Source organism: Paraburkholderia sp. GAS199, assembly GCF_050436585.1.
Taxonomy (GTDB): Bacteria; Pseudomonadota; Gammaproteobacteria; order Burkholderiales; family Burkholderiaceae; genus Paraburkholderia.
The window spans coordinates 187,044-202,856 of record NZ_JBNDMM010000012.1; the positions used below are offsets into that span (position 1 = coordinate 187,044).

At 64.9% G+C, this 15,813-nt stretch carries 15 protein-coding genes; 7 read left to right on the forward strand and 8 right to left on the reverse strand.

Features of this window, described 5'->3' with window-relative positions:
• Window positions 1–22 precede the first annotated feature (22 nt).
• The 6 genes from P3T18_RS34235 to P3T18_RS34260 all read right to left on the reverse strand — a co-directional run bounded on the left by P3T18_RS34235 (window position 23) and on the right by P3T18_RS34260 (window position 5,192).
• A complete protein-coding gene (locus P3T18_RS34235) occupies window positions 23–796 on the reverse strand; it encodes an ABC transporter permease (RefSeq protein WP_429304409.1) in 774 nt (257 codons plus the stop codon).
• A gap of 15 nt (window positions 797–811) precedes the next feature.
• Window positions 812–1,534: an ABC transporter permease gene (locus P3T18_RS34240; RefSeq protein ID WP_429304410.1), complete on the reverse strand. Its 723-nt coding sequence runs from the start codon at window positions 1,532–1,534 to the stop codon at window positions 812–814.
• 93 nt (window positions 1,535–1,627) lie between these two features.
• A complete protein-coding gene (locus P3T18_RS34245) occupies window positions 1,628–2,452 on the reverse strand; it encodes a transporter substrate-binding domain-containing protein (RefSeq protein WP_429304458.1) in 825 nt (274 codons plus the stop codon).
• A 315-nt stretch (window positions 2,453–2,767) separates the two neighbouring features.
• Entirely contained in the window at window positions 2,768–3,448 is a 681-nt protein-coding gene (locus P3T18_RS34250; protein WP_429304411.1) for a methyltransferase family protein, read from the reverse strand.
• A gap of 49 nt (window positions 3,449–3,497) precedes the next feature.
• Window positions 3,498–4,334 carry an arylamine N-acetyltransferase family protein gene (locus tag P3T18_RS34255; protein WP_429304412.1) on the reverse strand — a complete coding sequence of 279 codons (837 nt, stop codon included), beginning with the start codon at window positions 4,332–4,334 and terminating at the stop codon, window positions 3,498–3,500.
• 180 nt (window positions 4,335–4,514) lie between these two features.
• Window positions 4,515–5,192, reverse strand: coding sequence for a hypothetical protein (locus P3T18_RS34260; RefSeq protein WP_429304413.1), 678 nt, complete (start codon window positions 5,190–5,192; stop codon window positions 4,515–4,517).
• Window positions 5,193–5,530: 338 nt separating this feature from the next.
• On the opposite strand from P3T18_RS34260, the gene P3T18_RS34265 reads away from it, so the two are divergent.
• From P3T18_RS34265 to P3T18_RS34290, 6 genes are all read left to right on the forward strand, one after another.
• Window positions 5,531–7,039: a carbohydrate porin gene (locus tag P3T18_RS34265; RefSeq protein ID WP_429304414.1), complete on the forward strand. Its 1,509-nt coding sequence runs from the start codon at window positions 5,531–5,533 to the stop codon at window positions 7,037–7,039.
• 100 nt (window positions 7,040–7,139) lie between these two features.
• On the forward strand, window positions 7,140–8,291 hold the full coding sequence (locus tag P3T18_RS34270) for a hypothetical protein (protein WP_429304415.1): 1,152 nt from the start codon (window positions 7,140–7,142) through the stop codon (window positions 8,289–8,291).
• Between the two features lie 51 nt (window positions 8,292–8,342).
• A complete protein-coding gene (gene efeB, locus P3T18_RS34275; RefSeq protein WP_429304416.1) occupies window positions 8,343–9,659 on the forward strand; it encodes an iron uptake transporter deferrochelatase/peroxidase subunit in 1,317 nt (438 codons plus the stop codon).
• 57 nt (window positions 9,660–9,716) lie between these two features.
• Window positions 9,717–10,748 (forward strand): iron ABC transporter substrate-binding protein, encoded by a 1,032-nt coding sequence (locus P3T18_RS34280; RefSeq protein WP_429304417.1) that lies wholly within the window; start codon window positions 9,717–9,719, stop codon window positions 10,746–10,748.
• Window positions 10,749–12,350, forward strand: a complete 1,602-nt coding sequence (locus P3T18_RS34285) for an ABC transporter permease (RefSeq protein WP_429304418.1) — start codon at window positions 10,749–10,751, stop codon at window positions 12,348–12,350.
• A gap of 72 nt (window positions 12,351–12,422) precedes the next feature.
• A complete protein-coding gene (locus P3T18_RS34290) occupies window positions 12,423–13,481 on the forward strand; it encodes an ABC transporter ATP-binding protein (RefSeq protein ID WP_429304419.1) in 1,059 nt (352 codons plus the stop codon).
• A gap of 68 nt (window positions 13,482–13,549) precedes the next feature.
• Here the strand turns inward: P3T18_RS34290 and P3T18_RS34295 are convergent, their stop codons facing one another.
• Complete coding sequence (locus P3T18_RS34295) at window positions 13,550–14,434, reverse strand: LysR substrate-binding domain-containing protein (protein WP_429304420.1); 885 nt, start codon at window positions 14,432–14,434, stop codon at window positions 13,550–13,552.
• A gap of 101 nt (window positions 14,435–14,535) precedes the next feature.
• On the opposite strand from P3T18_RS34295, the gene P3T18_RS34300 reads away from it, so the two are divergent.
• Window positions 14,536–15,450, forward strand: a complete 915-nt coding sequence (locus P3T18_RS34300) for a DMT family transporter (RefSeq protein WP_429304421.1) — start codon at window positions 14,536–14,538, stop codon at window positions 15,448–15,450.
• Window positions 15,451–15,550: 100 nt separating this feature from the next.
• On the opposite strand, the gene P3T18_RS34305 is transcribed toward P3T18_RS34300, so the two are convergent.
• Window positions 15,551–15,805, reverse strand: coding sequence for a Txe/YoeB family addiction module toxin (locus P3T18_RS34305; RefSeq protein WP_429304422.1), 255 nt, complete (start codon window positions 15,803–15,805; stop codon window positions 15,551–15,553).
• Window positions 15,806–15,813: the final 8 nt, after the last annotated feature.

The window sequence follows — 15,813 nt, forward strand, 5'->3', positions numbered from 1 at the left end:
CAACGTGTCTGAGCGTCCAGGCTCAGGGCGCGGCGCGGCCTGCCTCGGTCGCGGCTGCCGACGAATTCGGCGTTGACAGCGGACGCGCCGGCGCGCTTTGCGGCGGTGCCGCGCGCAGATGACGCGACAGACGCGTCTCCAGCAGCCCGAGCAAACGCACGATGACGAAATTCAGGAACAGATAGATCAACGCAGCGCAGATGAACACTTCGGTGGTGCGATAGGTTTGCTGGATGATCTGCTGCGCCACGCCGGTGACTTCCCACACGGTGACGAGACTGGCGAGCGCGGTGGATTTGACCAGCAGCACGGCTTCGGTCGAGTACGCCGGCAGGCACTGACGCAGCGCGATCGGGCCGATCACGCGGCGCAGCAGCGCGAAGCCCGATAGACCGATCGAGTAACCCGCCTCGATCTGCCCGACCGGCACGGCCATCAGACCGCCGCGAATGATTTCGGCGGTATAGCCCGCCGTGCAGAGCGCGAGCGACAACACCGCGCACATATAAGGCTCGCGCAGAACCGGCCACAGGAAGCTCTCGCGAATCACGCCGAACTGGCCCATGCCGTAGTACACGAGGAACATTTGAATCAGCAGCGGCGAGCCGCGAAACACCAGAATATAGGCGCGCGCAAACCGGTTGGGCAGCCAGTTCGGCGACACGCGCATCGTCACGATCACGAGCGAGAGCAGCCCGCCGAGAATCAGCGAACAGAAAAATAGTCCGAGCGTGGTCGGCACGGCGGCGATTAGCTGACGCAGCGTGTCGAGCAGGAAATCGAAGTCGATATGCATGATGTCCGGTCCTCGTCAGTTGCGCGCGAAGTTGCGCTTGAAGGATCGGCCGACGCGCGCTTCGGCGCGGTTGAAGATCCGGTTCGAGATGCTGGTCATCAGCAGATAGAGTGCGCCGCCCACCACGAAGAACGTGAAGTACTGATGCGTGGAGCCCGCCGCCACCTGGCTCGTACGCAGCAGTTCGGCGAGGCCGGTGACGGAGATCAGCGCGGAGTCTTTGAGGCTCAGTTGCCAGACGTTGCCGATGCCGGGCAACGCGAAGCGCAGCACTTGCGGAATCAGGATGCGGCGCGCCATGGTGAGCGTGGGCATGCCGATCGAACGCGCGGCTTCGAGTTCGCCGCGCGACACGGCGAGCACCGCGGCGCGATAGACCTCGGCCTGGTACGCGCCGGAAATCATGCCCACGGCAAGCGCGCCGATCACGAACGGCGGCACGCCGACGAAACCTTCCGCGCCGAACCACTGGCCGACCGTGGTCACGAGCGTCGAGCCGCCGAAATAGAACAGATAGATGACGAGCAGTTCGGGCACGCCGCGAAACACCGTGGTGTACAGGTCGCCGATTACGCGCAGCACGCGAAAGCGCGACAGCTTGGCCGCCGCGATCAGACCGCCGAACACGGCGCCGACCGCCAGCGCCGCCAGCGTCAGCGCGACGGTCATCAACGCCGCGAGCAGCAACACGCCGCCCCAGCCTTCCGGCCCGAAGCCGAGCATCTCTATCAGTGCCATTCCTTACTCCTCGTGCATGACCGTGGTTCGAACCGGCCGGCCGGTGCGGCGCCCGACGACGCGCGCACCGCTACAGTTCACGACGCCGACGAATCAGGGCGTGACGTCGGTCTTGAACCACTTGGCCGAGAGTTTCTTGACCGTGCCGTCCGCGAGCGCGGCGGCGATCGCCGTGTCGAACTTCGCTTTCAGATCGGCGTCCTGTTTGCGGAACGCCAGACCTTCGCCCGGCCCCCAGATCGGACCGCCGATCTTCGGACCGGCCATCACGATCGACGCGGTTTCTTTCTTGTCGATGTTGGCGGCGTAGTAGGTGACGTCGTCGAACGAGGCGTCGATGCGGCCGTTCGCCAGATCCAGATCGCGCTCAGGCGACGTCTTGTAGACGCGGATCGTGGCGACGTCCTTGAAGCCGTCGTTGATGAACTTGGTGTAGACCGTGCCCGACTGGATGCCGATGGTCTTGCCCTTCAGCTGCTTGCGCAAGGCGTCGACGGTCGGCTGGTCGGCCTTCGGATCGCCCGACAGCTTGACGACGCCGCCGGTCGGCGCGGCTTTCGGCAGCACCTTCTGATCGGCCACGGCGAAGGTGGCCGGCGTGGCTGCATAGGGCTTCGAGAAGGCGATAATTTTTTCGCGTTCCGGCGTGATCGAGATCGCGTCCATCAGCACGTCGAACTTGCCGGCTTGCAGGCCCGGAATCATGCCGTCCCAGTCTTGCGCCACCAGATTGCATTGCAGCTTGATGCGCTCGCAGAGATTGGCGACCAGTTCCGGCTCGAAGCCGCCCAGCTTGCCGCCCGGCAAGGTCAGATTCCAGGGTGCGTAGCCGCCTTCGAGGGCGATCGTGACCGACTTCCAGTCTTTGGCCTGCACCGGTGCTGCCAGCAGGGTCGCTGCGCCGAGCACGGCGCCCATGAGTGCTTTTGCCAACGTCGTGCGCTTAACTTTCACGTCGAAACTCCTGTAATTGAGGAAACCGTCGAACCGAATTTTTAGCTGCAACTGAATTTGTATAGACAAGCTTGCATGAGTCAAAAAGCGACTGCAAGAGGATTCGCACGAAACAGGCGAAATCATCGGGCAAACCCTAATGAAGTCCGTGCCTGCAAGTGTTTCAAGGGAGCGGTAAGCGAAGAAATTGAAGCGGCGAGCGCGACGACACGCCTGGACTACTACGCAATTTGTCTAGTCAGGTTGATGAAAGACCAGTGCGCTTTGACGTTTGCACGACTACCAGAGATACGGCACGAGCCGGTAGCGCACGCGCGCGGCATAGGCGGCGTAACCGTCGAGCCGCGCGGTCAGTTCGCGCTCCTCGCGCACGGCCCGCCAGCCGATGCCGGCCACCAGCATCGGCACGCAGGCAAGCCCCCACCACGAACCGAGCAGCAAGGGCGTGCCGAGGAACAGCAGCAGCGCCGCCGAGTACATCGGGTGACGCACGTACGCGTACGGACCGCTATCCACCACCACGTGGCCGCGATCGCTCTGGATCTTCACGACCGGCGCGGCGAAGCTGTTGGCCTGGAACACATAGCGGCACGCCACGATGCACACCAGCACAGCGAGCGAGCCGAGACTGGCGAGTTCGACCGGCAGCGGCGCCGACCAGTGAAACCGCTTCGCGTCGAGCCCCATGACGACGAGCCATGCGCTCCACGCCAGCGCGACGCCCATCATGAAGATGCGGTCCCAGCGGCTTTGCTGCGACTGAACGAAGGGCGCGAGGCGTTCCGCCAGCAAGGCGGGATCGTGACGCGCGAGCCAGAGACCGACCCATACGCTCGACACACCGATCTCGACGAGATACCACCACGCCGCCGGCCACGCGAGCGTGCCCGCCGCGCCGAACAGCAGCACGCCCATGCCGGCCAGACCGAGCAGCGTTTGCAGAACGAGGCGCGCGATCATCGGGGCGTTTTTTTCAGGCGGCGGCCCGACGCGACGGCAGGCGGATGCGTCATGCCACCTGGGTACGCGAGCGCACGCGCTCGAAGATATCGGCGATGTCGATGTCGCCGGTGTTCAGGCCGAAGGCGTCATGCAGGCACGCAGCGAGTTCGTCGGCGCTTGTGAGCGTCTGCTCGCGCAGGATGCGGCCGTTGGCGGTGCGTTCGCCCAATTGATCGTTGAGCAGGATCAATCGCGACTCGGGCCGCACGCGACAGACGATCAGGTTGCTGGCGAAGATCGAATCCGGCGCCGTGGACGTGTACCAGTTCGAGGTTTCGTAATCGATCCACTCGACGGGTTGAAGATCGAAGCGATAGACGCGCGCCCACGAGTCGTCCTGCGCCTGCACTTCGAGTTGCAGCGCGTCGCGCGAAGCGTCCGCGAGACGGAACGTGCCGAGTTGCGTGGCCTGCGCGATGCCCGGCGCGAGACGCAGCGGCGCGGTGAGCGTCACGCTGCCGAATCCGACGTCGGCGATCCACGCCTCGCCGTCGATGTCGAGCCGCAACACCATGTGCGTGCGCGGCGGAATCGCGTCCGGTTCGCGTCCCCACAGCACGCGCCCGAGCAGCGGCGTGACCTTGAAACCGAGTTGCGTCAGCACGTTGGCGAACAGCGCGTTCTGCTCGAAGCAATAGCCGCCGCGATGCTGCATCACGAGCTTCCGCTCGATCGATTCGAGCGCGAGGTCGACGGGCCGCCGCGTGATCGGATTGAGGTTTTCGAAGGGAATGGCACGCGGATGCAGCACGTGCAGTTCGCGCAGGACGTCGAGCGTGGCGTCGCGCGGTCCGTGATAGCCAATGCGGTTGAAATAGCCTGCCAGATCGACTGTGTGGGACATGGGTGTCTCGATGATTGATACGTAGCCGGAGTGCATGACCGCGCCACGCCGCTGCACGGTCTCTGCGGCACATCATAGCTTCAATGGTACGCAGCGGGCGCGCCGGCGCGTGCGTGTTTCCGTAGCCTGACGGGTAAGGCTGCACACAGCCTTACCCGATCTTCCCGCTATGCGTTCCGGCTACATGCCGCCCTTGAGCGCCGAGGTTGCGATAGACGGCACACTGATGCCGTGACTCGACGCGAACTGCACCGCCGAGCTAAGCGTCGACATCAGCGACTGCAACTGGCCCGGCGCCGATTGCGCGATATACGACGCGCTTTGCGCGGTCTGCGGATTCAGCCCCGACTGCAGCAGCGAAGACGGATTCATCTGGCCGACGCTGCCGAGCCCCGACTGCAGACTCGAGTATTGACTCACGCCTTTGCCGAGCGAACTCAGGCCATCGGTGAACGCCTGCTTGTTGACCGGCGTAGCGGACGCCCCGCCCGCCTGACCGGCGAACGCCTGGGTCAAGGTTTGCGAAAGCGACTGCTGCGTGTTGCCGACCTGCGTGAGTTGACTCACCGACGGCGTGCCGCCGCTCAGCAGTCCGGCCGCCTGCTGCGCCTGGCCGGCGGCGCCGCTCAATCCCATGGCGGACGCGAGGCTCGACTGGCCGCTCAACACCTGCTGATTCGCACCGACATACGACTGCAGCAGTTGCGACACGCCGCCCGACGACGCGGTTGCGCCGGCATCCGTCGACCCGCCGCCGCCAATGCCGAACTGCTTCAGATTGAGTTGCGCGTTGGCCGCGCCGCCGACGAGCAGACCAGCGCTCGCGAGCAATGAAATCAAAAGGGTGCGTTTGCTCATTTCAATCTCCTGACTTAAGCCTTTCGGGGTACTCGTGCCGTTCGACACAATGTGGCTCCTCGCGTTCGATATGACTACAGCCATACCGAATCATTACGTCTTCATTCGAATTGATTTACAGGCAAATGCCAATTCATAGCAGTCCGTAAAAAGTAAGCTTGTATGTCAGTAATATTGATGCGAATCGTTCTCATTTGGATTGACGTCCTCACGCCGCATGCGTACGATTTGGCCCAATTACCGCATCGTACGTCGCGAAGCGATGCGGTTAATCGCGGGCGTCGTGATGACGTCCCGCGACGGTCAATTCAGTCGATACAACACGAACAAGGATTTCGATGAAATTCGCCCAATCTCGCGGACTCGCTGTGCAAACGCGTCCGCTTCGCGACTCTGCTACGCGCCGTGCGCGTTTGCCGTCGATGCGGCGTGCCGCGCTGTGCACCGCCTTCGCCTGGGCCTCGCTGACCGCCGGTGCCGCGATGGCCGAAGCCAATCCCGATGCCACGCCCGAAGCGCCCGAAGCCGACCTGAACATTCAGGCCACGCAAACGAATCAGTGGACCGGTTTCTGGAATCGTCAGCAGATGCTCGGCGACATCGGCGGCTTGCGTCCCTGGCTCGGCAAATACGGCGTGACCTTCGCGCTCACGGAGACGAGCGAAGTGCTGGCGAACCTGCGCGGCGGCCTCGCCAAAGGCGCCGACTACGACGGCCTGACCACCGCCACCGTGCAGATGGACACGCAGAAGGCGTTCGGTCTGCCGGGCGGCCTGTTCAACGTCAGCGCGTTGCAGATTCACGGCGCCAATCTGAGCGCCAACAAGCTCGGCACGCTGAACACCGCGAGCGGTATCGAAGCCGATGACACGACCCGTCTGTGGGAGTTGTGGTATCAGCAATCGTTCCTGAACAAGCGGATCGACGTGAAGGTCGGTCAGCAGAGTATCGACCAGGAATTCATCACCAGCACGTATTCGGCCCTGTTCGTCAATACGATGTTCGGCTGGCCCGCACTGCCCTCCTACGACATGCCTTCCGGCGGCCCGGCTTATCCGCTGTCCGCCCTCGGCGTGCGCGTACGCGGTCAGATTACGCCTTCCCTGACCGCCCTTGCCGGCGTGTTCGACGGCGACCCGCTCGGCAACAATCCCAACAACCTGAGCGGCACCAACTTCAATCTGCATAACGGCACGCTGTTCATCGGCGAGTTGCAGTACGCGATCAACCAGCCGGCCGACGGCGAAATGGTCGGCATGGGCGGCGGCGGTCTGCCGGGTACGTACAAGCTCGGCGTCTGGTACAACAACGGCAGCTTCGCCGACCAGCGTTTCGACAACACCGGCATATCGCTGGCGAATCCGGCCTCCTCGGGCGTCGCGCAGAATCATCATGGCGACTACAGCTTCTATGCGGTCGCCGACCAGATGATCTGGCGCCCCGACCCCGACGAGCCACGCAGCCTCGGCGTGTTTGCACGCGTGATGGGCGCGCCGGGCGACCGCAATCTGGTGAGTCTCGCCGCCAACCTCGGCGTCGTGCTGAAAGCGCCGTTCAAGGGCCGTGACAACGACAGCGTGGGTCTCGCGCTCACCTACATCAAGGTCGGCAATCACGTGAACGCATTCGATCAGGATAGCCGCGATTTCAGCGGCGGCCCGTACGGTGTGCGGACCAGCGAAACCACGCTCGAAGCGACCTATCAGTATCAGGTCAACCCATGGTGGCAATTGCAGGCGGACGCGCAATACACGTTCAACGCCGGCGCCGGCCAGAACCCGAACGATCCGACGCAGCCGTTGCGCAATACCTTCGTGATCGGCCTGCGGACCAATATTACTTTCTGATGCGGACCGCGCCCTTCACCCACGCTTCCAATATAACGAACCTCATGCTTTCGACCATGACCGCATTCACCACTTTGTGCGCAGGCACGGAGGCCCAATCATGAACCGTCCCACGCGCATTTCTGCCTCGCGCGCCGCGCGCGGTCTGATCGCCGCCGCCGTCGGCGTTGCCGCGTTCGCGACGGCCGGCGTCGCCCTTGCCGAGCCGCAAGGCTTCCTCGAAACCGTCAAGCATCACACGACGCTCATCAACACCGTGCCGGAAAACGGCGACCAGAACCCGTATGCCGTGGTGGTCGCTCCGGTCACGGCGGGCACCGTCAAGCAGGGTGACGTGCTGGTCGGCAACTTCAACAACTCCACCAACCTGCAAGGCACCGGCAGCACGATCATCAACTATCATCCGGACACCAAACAGATGACGGTGTTCGCGAAGGTGCCGCGCGACCTGAAGGAATGTCCGGGCGGCATCGGTCTGTCGACCGCGATGACCATGCTGAAGTCCGGCTACGTGATCGTGGGCAGCACGCCGAGCAACGACGGCACGACCGGCACCAAGGGCGCCGGCTGCCTGATCGTGATCGACCCGAACGGCCAGGTGGCGTCGACCATCTCCAGCCCGAACATCAACGATCCGTGGGGCAACATGGCGGTCGTCGACAACGGCACGAGCGCGACGCTGTTCGTCAGCATGGCCGGCTTCGGCGTGGGCGGTGCGGAGGGCAATCCGCCGGTGTTCAAGCAGGCCACCGTGCTGCGTCTGGATCTCGACGTACCGGCCGGCAAGCCGCCCGTCGTGAAGAAGGAAACCGTGGTGGGCAGCGGCTTCGGGGCGCAGGCCGACAAGGGCGTGTTCCTCGTCGGGCCGACCGGGCTCGCGCTCTCCGCCGACCAGAAACTGCTGTACGTGTCCGACGCGATCGGCAACCGCATCACCGAAATCGACGATCCCATGACGCGCGACACCAGCGCCGGCGTGGGCCGTCAACTGACCGCGGACGGACTGCTGCATCGTCCGCTCGCGATGGTCACCGCGCCCAACGGCCACCTGCTCGTCACGAACGCGCTGAACGGCCAGATCGTCGAGATCGATCCGGCCAGCGGCAAGCAGATTTACGCGCGCTGGATCGACACCGACAAGGCGCAATCGCCGCCGGGTAACGGCGACCTGTTCGGTCTCGCGCTCACACCGGAAGGCGACGGTTTCTACTACGTGCAGGACGACGTCAACACGCTGGTGCTGGCGAAGTAAGCGCGTCGACGCGCGCAATATCATCGAGTGCCACAGGAAGGTGAAGTAATCATGGCAAAGGAACAACCGCCGCGGCCGGCACGGCGCGGCTTTCTGAAAAAGGGCGGCGCGGCGGTAGCGGCCGGCGCGAGTCTCGGTGCCGGCCTCGGCGCCGGTCTGGCCGCGCCGCAGTCCGCGCTGGCGAAAGCACCGGCGCACGCCGTCGATCCCCAGATGGCGGTCGAGCCGTTTTACGGTCTGCATCAGGGCGGCATCGTCACGCCGCAGCAGAGCCACACGTACGTGGCCGCGCTCGATCTCACCACCGACAAACGCGAGGACGTGATCGCGCTCCTGCAGGCGTGGACCGACGCTGCCGCGCGTCTGACGCAAGGCGGCACCGCCGCCCCCATGCCGCAGGACGGCGCGGCCGATAACAAGGCCGCACCCGATTCCGGCGACGTGCTCGGCCTCGGCCCGAACGGTCTGACGATCACCTTCGGCTTCGGCCCCGGCCTCTTCACGCGCGACGGCAAGGATCGCTACGGCCTCGCCTCGCGCCGCCCCGCCGCGCTCGTCGATCTGCCGCGCTTTAACGGCGACCAGCTGATTCCCGAAAAAACCGGCGGCGACCTGTACATCCAGGCCTGCGCCAACGACGCGCAGGTGGCCTTTCACGCGGTGCGGCAACTGTCGCGCCGCGCGTATGGCGTGGCGGCCATGCGTTGGGGTCAGTCCGGTTTCCTGTCGGGTCCGCGCGGTCAGACGCCGCGCAATCTGATGGGCTTCAAGGACGGCACCAATAACCCGTCGACCGCCAAAGCGCAGTTGATGAACGAATTCGTGTGGGCGCGCGGCACGCCCGAGGCGCCGTGGATGGAAGGCGGCACCTACACGGTGGTGCGGCGTATCCGCATCACGCTCGAACACTGGGACAACACCGAACTCGACTTTCAGGAGCAGGTGTTCGGCCGCCACAAATACAGCGGCGCGCCGATCGGCAAGAAGAACGAATTCGACGCCGTCGATCTGAAAGAAGAAGACAAGGACGGCAATCCGGTGATTCCGGAGAACTCGCACGTGCGTCTGTCGAATCAGGCGAGCAACAACGGCGCGCAGATTCTGCGCCGCTCGTACTCGTACAACGACGGCACCAACTTCTACATCGAGCGCTGGCCGCCATGGCGCCAGGAGACCGAGTACGACGCGGGCCTCATCTTCATCGCGCATCAGGGCGACCCGCGCACCGGCTTCATTCCGATCAACGACCGGCTCGCGAAGTTCGACATGATGAACCAGTTCACCACGCACGTTGGCAGCGCGATTTTCGCCGTGCCGCCGGGCGCGAAGCCGGGTTCGTATATCGGCGCGGGTCTGTTCGAGGCTTAAGGCCGCGCAGCAAGCACAACAGCAATCAACCACATCATTAAAACGGACTTCTGGATCATGGCTCATATCGGGTTTGGCGCGCGCCTGCGCTTCGTCAGCAGCGCGGTGGCGCTTTCGTTGGCCGCATTGACTACCGTGCCGTCGGCGGCGCAGGCCGCTTCGATCACGCTGTACAACGCGCAACACGAGCAGGTCGTCAATCTGCTGGCCAAAGACTTCGAAAAGCAGTCGGGCATCTCGGTGAAGATCCGCAACGGCGAAGGTCCGGCGATGGCCGCGCAACTCGTCGCGGAAGGCGCCGCCACTCCCGCGGACGTGTACTTCACCGAAAACTCGCCCGAGCTGATGCTGCTCGAAGAGAAAGGTCTCCTGAACAAGGTCGACGGCTCGACGCTCGCCACCGTTCCCTCGCGTTTCAATTCGCCCACCGGCGTATGGGTTGCCGTGACGGCGCGTGAAAGCGTGCTCGCCTACAACACGACCAAGGTCCAGGCGTCGCAATTGCCGCAATCGCTGTTCGATCTGGCGAAGCCGGAATGGAAGGGCAAGGTCGGCATCGCACCGAGCGACAGCGACTTCCTGCCGCTCGTGAGCGCCGTGCTCGCGCTGAAGGGCGAGGCGCAAACCGTGGCGTGGCTGAAAGGCCTGAAAGCCAACGCGCAGATTTTCGACGACGACGAAGGCGTGGTCGCCGCCGTGAATCGCGGCGGTGTCGCCACGGGTCTGATCAACAACTACTACTGGGCGCGTCTGCACGCCGAACTCGGCGACGCGAAAACCCGCAGCGCGATCTATCACTTCGGCAACGGCGACGCCGGTGCGCTGGTGAACGTGTCGGGCGCGGCGGTGCTGAAGTCGGCGCACAACGCGGACGGCGCACAGAAATTCCTGCAGTACCTGGTGAGCGAACGCGCGCAGCAACTGATGGCGAACAGCCACGTGATGTTCGAATATCCGCTGCACGCGGGCGTTGCGCCGGACCCGATCCTCAAGCCGATCGCCGAGTTGAATCCGCCGGCGCTGACCATCCAGCAACTCGGCGACGACAGCCAGGCCGGCAAGCTGCTGCGTCAGGCGGGCCTGCTGTAAATGAGCGAAGCCTTATCGGCCGGGCCACCGGTCGTCACCGCCGCGGCGCGCCCCCGTTTGCGCGCGCCGCGCGGCCTCTTTGCGGCAGCGGCACTCAGCGCATTGCTGGTGCTGCTGCCGATTGCGTTTACCTTCTGGCGCGCGGCGAGCTTCGGTATCGGTGAGGCGATCGATCTGATCGTGCGGCCGCTGGTCGGCGAACTGCTCGTCAATACGCTGACCATCACCGTGGCGACCACCCTCGCCTGCGCCGTGATCGGCACGGCAGCCGCGTGGTTCGTCGAACGCACGCATCTGCCGGGACGCCGCGTGTGGGCCGTGCTCGCCGCCGCGCCGCTCGCCATGCCGGCGTTCATTTCGAGCTACGCGTGGGTGTCGCTGAGTCTGGAGTTGCAGGACTTCAACGGCGCGCTGCTGGTGCTCACCTCGGCGTATTTTCCGCTGGTGTATCTGCCGGTCGCGGCGGCTCTGCGCGGCATGGACCCGGCGCTCGAAGAAAGCGCGCGGGCACTCGGCTGCAACCGCTGGAGCACCTTCGTGCGCGTGGTGCTGCCGCAATTGCGTCCCGCCCTGCTCGGCGGCATGCTGCTGGTCGCGCTCGGCGTGCTGTCGGAATTCGGCGCCTTCACGCTGCTGCGCTTTCGCACTTTCACCACGCAGATCTACGCGGAATACCGCGTCAGTTTCGACGGCGGCGGCGCTTCGCTGCTCGCGTGTCTGCTGATCGTGATCTGCCTGATCGTGCTGGCCTTCGAATTTCGCGTGCGCGGCGCGGCGCGCTATGAACGCGTCGATCGCGGCACGCGTCGCGCGGTGCTGCGCTACGAACTCGGCGCATGGCGCTGGATCGTGGTGGCCGGTTTCGCCGCGCTCGCCACGGCCACGCTCGGCGTGCCGCTCGGCATGATCGGCTACTGGCTGACGCAACCCGGCGCAGCCGCGGTCACGCCTGCTGATGTATCGCCGGAACTGCTTTTCAACGCCACGATGTCGTCGCTCGGTTTCGGGCTCGCCGCGGCGCTGCTGACCACCTTGCTGGTCGTGCCGCTGGCGTTCCTGCTGGTGCGCTATCCGACGCGTTTCGCCACGCTGTTCGAGCGCACGGTGTTTCTCGCGCAAGGCGTGCCGGGTCTCGTGATCGCGCTGGCAATCGTGTCGCTCGCGGTGCACGCGCTGCAACCGCTCTATCAGAGCGCGACGCTGCTGGTGATCGCCTACGCGATGCTGTTCATGCCGATCGCACTCGTGAGCGTGCGCGCCGCCTTCATGCAGGCACAGCCGCGTCTCGAAGAAACCGCGCGGGCGCTCGGTCTGACGTGGACGCAAACCCTGTTTCGCGTGGTCTTGCCGCTGGCCGGACCCGGACTCGGGGCAGCCGCGGCGATGGTGTTCATCTCGGTCGTCACCGAACTGAATGCGACCTTGCTGCTCTCGCCCATCGACACCCAGACGCTCGCGACCCAGGTCTGGGCCGACACCTCGACGATGGCTTTTGCCGCCGCCGCGCCGTATGCGGCGCTGCTCACCGGCATTTCGCTGTTCGCCTCCGGGCTGCTGTTCGCGCTGCTCGGCAAATCGGCGCTGCTCGGCGAACGCACCTGAGCGACGACGCCGCACGTCGATGCCCGAACTCGCAACCCCGTTCGCCCCACCCGCTTTTTCCATCGGATTTTCATGAGCGAACTTCGTATCCGCGGACTGCAAAAATCGTTCGACGGTCATCCTGTGCTGCACGGCATCGATCTGTCCGTCGAACGCGGCACGCTGCTCGCGCTGCTCGGCCCATCCGGCAGCGGCAAGACCACCCTGCTGCGCCTGCTGTGCGGCTTCGAACGCGCCGACGGCGGCAGCGTCGAGATCGACGGCCGGCTGGTGGCCGGCGATAACCTGCACCTGCCGTCCGAGCAACGCCGCATCGGTTACGTGCCGCAGGAAGGCGCGCTGTTTCCTCATCTGTCGGTGGCGGACAACATCGTGTTCGGCCTGCCGCGCGCCCAGCGCCGCGCGCGGCATCGCGTCGCCGAATTGCTCGAACTCGTGGGTCTGCCGCCGGAGTTCGCCACGCGCGCGCCGCAGCAGTTGTCCGGCGGTCAGCAGCAACGCGTCGCACTGGCGCGCGCGCTCGCGCCGACACCTACGCTCGTGATGCTCGACGAGCCGTTCTCGTCGCTCGACGCCGCGTTGCGGCTCGAAACGCGCCAGGCCGTGGCCAGCGCGTTGGCCGCGACCGGCGCGACCGCCGTGCTGGTGACGCACGATCAGTCGGAAGCGTTGTCGCTCGGTCACGAAGTCGCGGTGCTGTGGCATGGCAAGCTGATCCAGACCGCGACGCCCGAGACGCTTTACCGCCGTCCCGTGACGCGCGATCTCGCGTCGTTTATCGGCGAAGCAGTGTTGCTGCCGGGTATCGTGACGCAGGACCGTGTGCGTTGCGAACTGGGCGACCTGCCGCTGAGCGGCGCGGTCGGCAACGGTCCGGTCGACGTGATGGTGCGCCCCGAGCAGATCCGCCTGCTGCGCGCCGACGAAGCCGTGACCAACGGTGTGGCTCCGCACGAGGCCGTGGTGCGCGACGTGATCTTCCAGGGACAGGATGCGGCCGTCGCGCTGCAACTGCAATCGGGCACGCAAACGCTGCTGCGCGCGCGCGTGCCGGGTTATCTGACGCCGAAACCCGGCGAGCGTGTACGACTCGCGGTGGATGGCGAAGTGACGGCGTATCCGCAGAAATAGCGCGCCGATGTAGATGCCGCGCCCGGCACGATTGGCGAGCCGGGCATTGCACCCGACCCTGCCATGCGTCACGCCGCCGAACTGCTGCGCGCCGGCGTGCGCAATGAAAGATCCTGCACCATCTGTGCCGCCAGATAATCGCAGGTCGGCCGATCCGATTTGGCGCTGCGCGCCACCACGATTTCCAGCGGCGCGATCTTCGGCAAGCCCTGCTCCTCGCCGAGGATCGCGAGCCGCGACGGCACGCTGCAGCGCGTCAGCGCGATCACCGACAGGCCCGCATCGACGGTCGCCACCAGCCCCATCAGGCTGGCACTGCTGAACGCTGCGCGATACCGGATGCGCGCGCCGTCGAGCGCGGCAAGCGTGTGCTGACGCGCCACGCAACCGGGCTCGTACAAGCCAACCGGCAAGGGCGAAGCCGCCAGCACCGGCGTATCCTCCGACGCGCCCACCCACACCATCGGTTCGGCGCGCACGAATTCGCCGCGCAGCTTGCGGTCGCGCGTGACGAACGCGAGATCGATCTTGTTGTCGGCCAGCATCGGCGCGAGCGAGGTGCTCTGCGCGCACACGATCTCGATCTCGACGTGCGGATACAGATTCGAAAAGCGCCGCAACACCGGCGACAGCAGGGACGACACATAGTCGTCCGGCGCGCCGAGCACGACGCGCCCCGTGACTTCGGGCCGCACTATCGCCGACCACGCCTCTTCATGCAGCGCCAGCACGCGCCGCGCGTATTCGAGCAAGGTGTTGCCGGGTCGCGTCAGCGAAAGATTACGCGTGTTACGCGCAAAGAGCGTCGTGCCGAGCATCGTTTCGAGCCGCTTGATCTGCATGCTGACCGCCGCCTGCGACCGATGCACGGTTGCCGAAGCCTTCGTGAAACTGCCCGTTTCCACGACGGCCAGAAACGTGCGCAACAAATCGACGTCGAATTCCGGGTGCATGATTTATCAATTCAGCTTATGGAATTTTTAAATTTAATTCGTTTGTCGATGCTGCGCAAGGCACGCAAACTCGGGACTTCACGATTACGGAGTCAGCCGGCATGTCCTTCACCCAACGTCAACAAGGCGCCATCACGCTGGCCAGCGGCGGACTGCTGATGGGCACGATGGGCATCTTCGTCGAAGAGGCGCGCCTCGGCGCACTGACGCTGGTGTTTTTCCGCTGCCTGTTCGGGTTTCTCGCGCTGGCCGCCTATTGCGGGTGGAAAGGCTTTTTCTCGCGCGCCCAGTTCACACGCCGCACGACGGCGCTCGCGCTGATCGCAGGCGTGCTGATGGTCACGCAGTGGGTCGGCTTCTTCGACGCGATCCATCGCACCAGCATCGCGGTCGCCACCGTAGTGTTTCACGTGCAGCCGTTCTGGGTCGTGCTGATCGGCGCCGCGCTCTTTCACGAGCGCCTCGGCGCAGACCGGCTCGGCTGGATCGCGACGGCGTTCGCGGGGCTCGTGCTGGCTTCGGGCATCGCTGCCGGCGACAACCTCCACGGACACACGAGTTATCTGGTCGGAATCGGCGAAGCGCTCGCGGGATCGGTGCTCTACGCGAGCGTCACGCTCATCGCCAAAGGACTCGGCAATCTGCGCCCGCATCTGCTCGCGCTCGTGCAATGCGCGGTCGGCGTAGTGTGTCTGCCGTTCATCGCGCCGCTCACTGCCCAGCACATCGCGCCGATGCAATGGTTCTGGCTGATCGGCATGGGCGTGCTGCACACGGGGCTGTCCTACGTGCTCATCTATGGCGCGTTGCCGAAGCTGACCACGCCGATCATCGCCGTGCTGCTGTTCGTCTACCCGCTCACCGCCATTGCAGTGGATGCACTCGTGTACGGACGTGCGCTCTCCGTGCCGCAACTCGCGGGCATGGCGCTGATCGTGGTGGCGAGTCTGGGTGTCAATCTCGGCTGGCCGCTGTTCTCGATGTTGCGGCCACGCGCGCGGCGTCACGCGGAGTGACGTGGGTGGGTGTTGCAGTGTGTGTTGCGGTGAATGCTGGATTGCGCACGCGGCGTTTCGGGACGAGGCAGATCGCGAAGCAGGACCTCGCGGCCTGGCTTCATGATTCGTCGTAGTGGAAGCGGCAGGCGATCACATAGATCTTTCCGTCTTTCGGCAGATAGACGAGGCGGTCGGCCAGCGTAATGCGGCGCGACCAGAATCCGCTCAGACTGCCGACGAGCGGCTCCGGTTTTCCGGTGCCGCTAAAAGGATCGCGGCGGCATTCGTCGAGCAGGACATTGATCTTGCCCAGCACCTTTCTATCCGTCTTCTGCCAGTGCAGGTAGTCGTCCCACGCGTTGTCGGTAAACATAAAAACGC

Bases quoted from the DNA above. Each gene is read 5' to 3' on its own strand.
- P3T18_RS34270 (WP_429304415.1), top strand. From the start codon at position 7,140: ATGAACCGTCCCACGCGCATTTCTGCCTCGCGCGCCGCGCGCGGTCTG.
- P3T18_RS34250 (WP_429304411.1), bottom strand. From the start codon at position 3,448: ATGATCGCGCGCCTCGTTCTGCAAACGCTGCTCGGTCTGGCCGGCATG.
- P3T18_RS34245 (WP_429304458.1), bottom strand. From the start codon at position 2,452: ATGGGCGCCGTGCTCGGCGCAGCGACCCTGCTGGCAGCACCGGTGCAG.
- P3T18_RS34300 (WP_429304421.1), top strand. From the start codon at position 14,536: ATGTCCTTCACCCAACGTCAACAAGGCGCCATCACGCTGGCCAGCGGC.
- P3T18_RS34290 (WP_429304419.1), top strand. From the start codon at position 12,423: ATGAGCGAACTTCGTATCCGCGGACTGCAAAAATCGTTCGACGGTCAT.
- P3T18_RS34240 (WP_429304410.1), bottom strand. From the start codon at position 1,534: ATGGCACTGATAGAGATGCTCGGCTTCGGGCCGGAAGGCTGGGGCGGC.
- P3T18_RS34255 (WP_429304412.1), bottom strand. From the start codon at position 4,334: ATGTCCCACACAGTCGATCTGGCAGGCTATTTCAACCGCATTGGCTAT.
- P3T18_RS34285 (WP_429304418.1), top strand. From the start codon at position 10,749: ATGAGCGAAGCCTTATCGGCCGGGCCACCGGTCGTCACCGCCGCGGCG.
- P3T18_RS34235 (WP_429304409.1), bottom strand. From the start codon at position 796: ATGCATATCGACTTCGATTTCCTGCTCGACACGCTGCGTCAGCTAATC.
- P3T18_RS34280 (WP_429304417.1), top strand. From the start codon at position 9,717: ATGGCTCATATCGGGTTTGGCGCGCGCCTGCGCTTCGTCAGCAGCGCG.
- P3T18_RS34305 (WP_429304422.1), bottom strand. From the start codon at position 15,805: ATGTTTACCGACAACGCGTGGGACGACTACCTGCACTGGCAGAAGACG.
- efeB (WP_429304416.1), top strand. From the start codon at position 8,343: ATGGCAAAGGAACAACCGCCGCGGCCGGCACGGCGCGGCTTTCTGAAA.
- P3T18_RS34265 (WP_429304414.1), top strand. From the start codon at position 5,531: ATGAAATTCGCCCAATCTCGCGGACTCGCTGTGCAAACGCGTCCGCTT.
- P3T18_RS34260 (WP_429304413.1), bottom strand. From the start codon at position 5,192: ATGAGCAAACGCACCCTTTTGATTTCATTGCTCGCGAGCGCTGGTCTG.
- P3T18_RS34295 (WP_429304420.1), bottom strand. From the start codon at position 14,434: ATGCACCCGGAATTCGACGTCGATTTGTTGCGCACGTTTCTGGCCGTC.